The organism is Streptomyces jumonjinensis (genome assembly GCF_009600885.1).
GTDB lineage: Bacteria > Actinomycetota > Actinomycetes > Streptomycetales > Streptomycetaceae > Streptomyces > Streptomyces jumonjinensis.
On sequence record NZ_VCLA01000056.1, the window covers coordinates 1 to 4,442 of the forward strand.

The following is a 4,442-nucleotide window of genomic DNA, read 5'->3' on the forward strand; positions in this document are numbered from 1 at the left end:
GACATGGGCCGGCTGCTCCCCGTACGGGGGCCGCCCGCCGCCCGCCGCGCCGGAGCGCCCGCCCGGCCCGCCCGGCCCGCCGCCCCCAGCGGATTCGTACCCGCCCAGCGCTTCCCGCGCCTGGGATATCCGGATCTGCTCCATGGTCCGGTCGTGGCGTGCCTCGGCCCGGCTCCAGGCCCGCTCCGCCAGCTCCCACAGGGTGGTGAGATGGACCGGGCTGGTGCCCGTCACCTCGGCGAGGGCGACGACCGCGCGCTTGGGCGCGAGAATCCGCCCGTTGAGATAGCGCTCCCACGACGTTTTGCTGTAGCCCGTGTGATCCGAGACCGCCGCGATGCTCAGCCCGCTCCGGTCGACGAGCCGGCGCAGCTGCTCGGCGAACTCCCGGACCTCCGGATCCAGCTCCTCCGGAAGCGCCTTCCAACGAGCCATGCCCTACCCCCCTTGTCACCCGAGTACAGGTGCTCTGAACCCACGCCCGTCCGCCCCAGGACCCCACACCGGTCCCTCAGTCTCCCACCCGCCGACCAGGGGAACACACCGCGCCGGAGCGGTGTGCTCCGTGCCGTGGGCCACATTCGGCGACCGCACGGCGATGCCCGCCCTTCCGCGAGGGACCGGGAGCGGGAGGGCGGGCATGGGGAGAGCCGCTAGGGGGTTTCGTCCCCGCGGACGGTGAAGCGTACGAGGTCCTCCAGGAACGGCAGTTCCAGCCAGGGGTTCGGCTGTGCCACCAGCGCCAGCAGAGTGATCGCGACGCCCAGCACCCCGTACGTGATCATGTCGGTGAAGCGTGAGCGCACGGCGAGCATGCCGACCGACGGCAGCACCCTGCGCATCACCGCGCCCGTGAGCAGACCCGCGCCGACCAGCAGCGTGCCGATCCGGAACGCCTCGGCGAAGGGGTCGAGCCCGACGATCAGCAGCCCCGCTCCGACCAGGGCGAGGACCGTGAGCAGCGGCCACTGCCGGGCGGGGGCGGGGGCGTCCCCGGGCGCGGCCCTGCCGCCGCCCTCGGGGCGGGCGGTGTCGGTGGTGAGCGCCGGGGGACGGCGGGAGGAAGAGCCGCCGGCCGGCTGGTCCATACCGCTCTCCGCGTCGGGGCCGCGCCCGGCCTCCACGGGACCGGCGCTCCCGGCAGTGCCCTGGGCGTCCTCACCGGCGTCCTCACCGGCGACCGCGTCCGAAGGGCCCGTCGAGTCCGGGGAGTCCGGGGATTCCTGGGAGTCCGGGGATTCCTGGGGCTTCTGGGGCTCCGGAGGCCCGGCTTCGGACCCGGGCTCGGGCTCGGGCTCGGGCTCGGCTTCAGCGCGGGACCCGGACCCGGGCCCGGACTCGGTCCCGGACACCGCGTCCGTACCCGCGGCTTCGGTCCCGGACCCTGACGCGGTGTCCGCCCCCGGCTCCGGCGCCCCCGGCGCCCCCGCTGCCCCGGTGCCCTCCGCCGCCCGGTCGTCGTTCATGCGTACGCCCATGAGGGCAGCCTCTCTCCCGCTCAGCCCGTCGTACCGAGGCCCGCCGCGCGCTCCGCCGCCTCGACCACATTGACCAGGAGCTGCGCACGGGTCATCGGACCCACACCACCGGGGTTCGGGGCCACCCAGCCCGCCACCTCGGCGACGCCCGGGTGGACGTCCCCCACGATCTTGCCGTCCTCGTCCCGGCTGACGCCCACATCGAGCACCGCCGCGCCGGGCTTCACATCCTCCGGCTTGATCAGATGCGGCACCCCCGCCGCCGCGACGATGATGTCCGCCTGCCGCAGATGCGCGGACAGATCACGCGTACCGGTGTGACACTGCGTCACCGTCGCGTTCTCGGACTTACGGGTCAGCACCAGCGGCATCGGACGCCCGATGGTGATGCCGCGCCCGACGACCACCACGTTCGCGCCGTTGATCTCGACGCCGTGGTGCCGCAGCAGCTGGACGATCCCGTACGGAGTGCACGGCAGCGGGCCCTCGACACCGAGCACCAGCCGGCCGAGGCTCATCGGGTGGAGCCCGTCCGCGTCCTTCAGCGGATCCATCAGTTCGAGCACCCGGTTGGCGTCGATGCCCTTGGGGAGCGGCAGTTGCACGATGTAGCCGGTGCACTCGGGGTTGTCGTTGAGCTCCCGTACAACCGCCTCGATCTCCTCCTGGGAGGCGGTCGCGGGCAGTTCGCGCTGAATCGACGCGATCCCCACCTGGGCGCAGTCGCGGTGCTTTCCATTGACATACCAGCGGCTACCCGGGTCATCCCCGACCAGCAGGGTTCCCAGACCGGGGGTCACTCCCTTCGCCTTGAGGGCCGCCACGCGGGCGGTCAGATCGGATTTGATCGCGGCTGCGGTGGCCTTGCCATCGAGAATCTGGGCGGTCATGGCCCCATCCTCGCGGATGGACCCGTCCCGGTTCCAATCCCGCCCGCCCACCGGTCATCGGCGACGGTCGTCCCGTACTCCGCCATGGCCCGTCCGGGCCGCCCGCCCCCTTCGCGGACGGCCGGAGGGCGAGGTTGCACTTACACAACGCATACAGTTATCGACTGGACAAAATGTCCATGGCGATACGACCATGACCGCGCAGTGCCGCGGAAAGTCTGGGGGGCAAACCGCTTACTTCGTTACGTTCCTCCACTCGGCCCGCGCAGTCCCCGCACTCCCCGATGGAGGAATTCCCGCCATGAGCTTCGGCGACCCGAACAACCCTTACGGCCAGCAGCAGGGCGGTCAGCCGGGCTACGGCTACCCCCAGCAGGGTCAGGCCCCCGGGCAGCCCGGTTACGGCTACCCGCAGGCCCCGCCGGTCCAGCCCTACGGCGACGGCTTCGGCGGCGACGGCTTCGGCGGCCCGGCGAAGATGCCCGGCACTCTCTCGGCCGCCCGCGTCATGCTCTACGTCATCGCCGGTTTCCAGGTGATCGGCGCGATTCTGATTTTCCTCATGGGCGCCACCATCACCGCGGCGAAGGACGACCCGGCACTCAAGGACGACGTCCAGTTCCAGGAGTTCGCCGACCTCTCCAGCGGCCTCGTCTACGGCATCGGGCTGATCGCGCTGCTCTGGGGCGCGTTCGCGATCTTCCTCGCTCTGAAGGTCGCGAAGGGCGGTGGCGGTATACGGATCACCATCATGGTCTTCGCCATCATCACGGCGGTCCTCGGCATCTACCCGTTCGTCGTCATCGGTCTCGCGCACACGGTTCTCGCGATTCTCATCGCGGTGTTCGTCGGCAAGTCGGACGGCGGAGCCTGGTTCAGCCGTCCGCGTCACTGATTCACGGCGCCGAACGCGTTCCGTACGGAAACGCGACGGATTCCGCTTCGCCGGAAGGCCGCGTCCCTCCCACTGAGGGGCGCGGCCTTCCGCGTATCCCCGGATGCGGATGCGGATACGGATACGGACACCGATACGTACGCGACGGTGAATGCCGCCGCGGCTCCATCGCGTCCGCGTCCACCGCCGAACGCGGCGATATGCGTTCGTTGTGCAGATGTTTATCGGCGCTCCCTACCCTGGCGATCGTGCTCCATCGAGCGGGAAACCACGGGGAGGAGTCAGCCGTGCACAGCCACATCGCGACACCCATGCCGTCCGGTCGACGAACGACCGCGCCAACGGCAGAGCCGGGACGGGAGCGGCGAGCGGAGCCGGTGGGGTGAGCATCCATTTCGACTCGCTGGCCCTTCCCGTACCCCCCGGCTACCGCGTCGGACCCTGGGAGGTCCGGGAACCCCTCGCCTCCGGCCCGTTCGCGACCGTCTACGCGGGCCGCCGGGTATCGGATCGCCCCGGCGCCCCCGCCGAAGCGGCCCTGAAGTTCCTGCCCGCCGGCACCCGTACCCCCCATCAGCTGCACCGGCTCCAAGAACTGGCCGAGCGCGAGCCCGCGATACTGCGCAGGCTCCAGCGGCCCCGGCTGATCCATATGTACGGAACCCTCACGGTCGACGACCCCGCCGAACCGCTGCTCGACGGCGCGACCGTGCTCGTACTGGAACGGGCCGACGGCTCGCTCGACGCCCTGCTCCGCCGCTGCCCCCGGCCTGCCGCCGGGCCCGCGTTGCTCGCACAGATCTGCGAGGGCCTCCACCAGCTCCATCACGCGGGCTGGGTGCACGGCGATCTCACCCCGGGCAATGTGCTGCTGCTCTCCGATCACACCGTCCGGCTCGGCGACTTCAGCCCGGCGGCCGAGTCGTCCGCGGGCGCCCATGGCTATCCGCCCGCCTTCCAGACCACCGACTACACCGCGCCCGAACTGCTCTGCCCCGAGGCGGGCGAGCGCGGCCGGACCATCCGTACCGCCGCCGACGTCTGGGCGTTCGGCGTGCTCGCCCATCTCGTTCTCACCGGCACGCTGCCGCTGCCCGGCGCCACCCCGGGGGCACGCCGGGACGCCGCCGTACGGTACGCACGCGGTGACGGCGACGCCCTGCGGCTGTCGCCCGATCT

5 protein-coding genes are annotated in these 4,442 nt (G+C 71.6%); 2 read left to right on the plus strand and 3 right to left on the minus strand.

The window, feature by feature from the left end:
* The 3 genes from FF041_RS06900 to FF041_RS06910 all read right to left on the minus strand — a co-directional run.
* Positions 1-435 (minus strand): helix-turn-helix domain-containing protein (locus FF041_RS06900; RefSeq protein ID WP_153521480.1); only part of this gene is annotated, 435 nt, incomplete at its 3' end.
* Between the two features lie 218 nt (positions 436-653).
* The gene (locus FF041_RS06905; protein ID WP_153521481.1) at positions 654-1,478 is read right to left on the minus strand and encodes a DUF3017 domain-containing protein; all 825 of its coding nucleotides are present in this window, start codon (positions 1,476-1,478) and stop codon (positions 654-656) included.
* Between the two features lie 20 nt (positions 1,479-1,498).
* The gene (locus tag FF041_RS06910; protein WP_153487787.1) at positions 1,499-2,368 is read right to left on the minus strand and encodes a bifunctional methylenetetrahydrofolate dehydrogenase/methenyltetrahydrofolate cyclohydrolase; all 870 of its coding nucleotides are present in this window, start codon (positions 2,366-2,368) and stop codon (positions 1,499-1,501) included.
* 301 nt (positions 2,369-2,669) lie between these two features.
* On the opposite strand from FF041_RS06910, the gene FF041_RS06915 reads away from it, so the two are divergent.
* Entirely contained in the window at positions 2,670-3,263 is a 594-nt protein-coding gene (locus FF041_RS06915) for a hypothetical protein (protein WP_153521482.1), read from the plus strand.
* Between the two features lie 382 nt (positions 3,264-3,645).
* On the plus strand, positions 3,646-4,442 hold a 797-nt coding region (locus FF041_RS06920), incomplete at its 3' end, for a protein kinase domain-containing protein (RefSeq protein WP_323391386.1).

Bases quoted from the DNA above. Each gene is read 5' to 3' on its own strand.
- FF041_RS06905 (WP_153521481.1), bottom strand. From the start codon at position 1,478: ATGGGCGTACGCATGAACGACGACCGGGCGGCGGAGGGCACCGGGGCA.
- FF041_RS06910 (WP_153487787.1), bottom strand. From the start codon at position 2,368: ATGACCGCCCAGATTCTCGATGGCAAGGCCACCGCAGCCGCGATCAAA.
- FF041_RS06915 (WP_153521482.1), top strand. From the start codon at position 2,670: ATGAGCTTCGGCGACCCGAACAACCCTTACGGCCAGCAGCAGGGCGGT.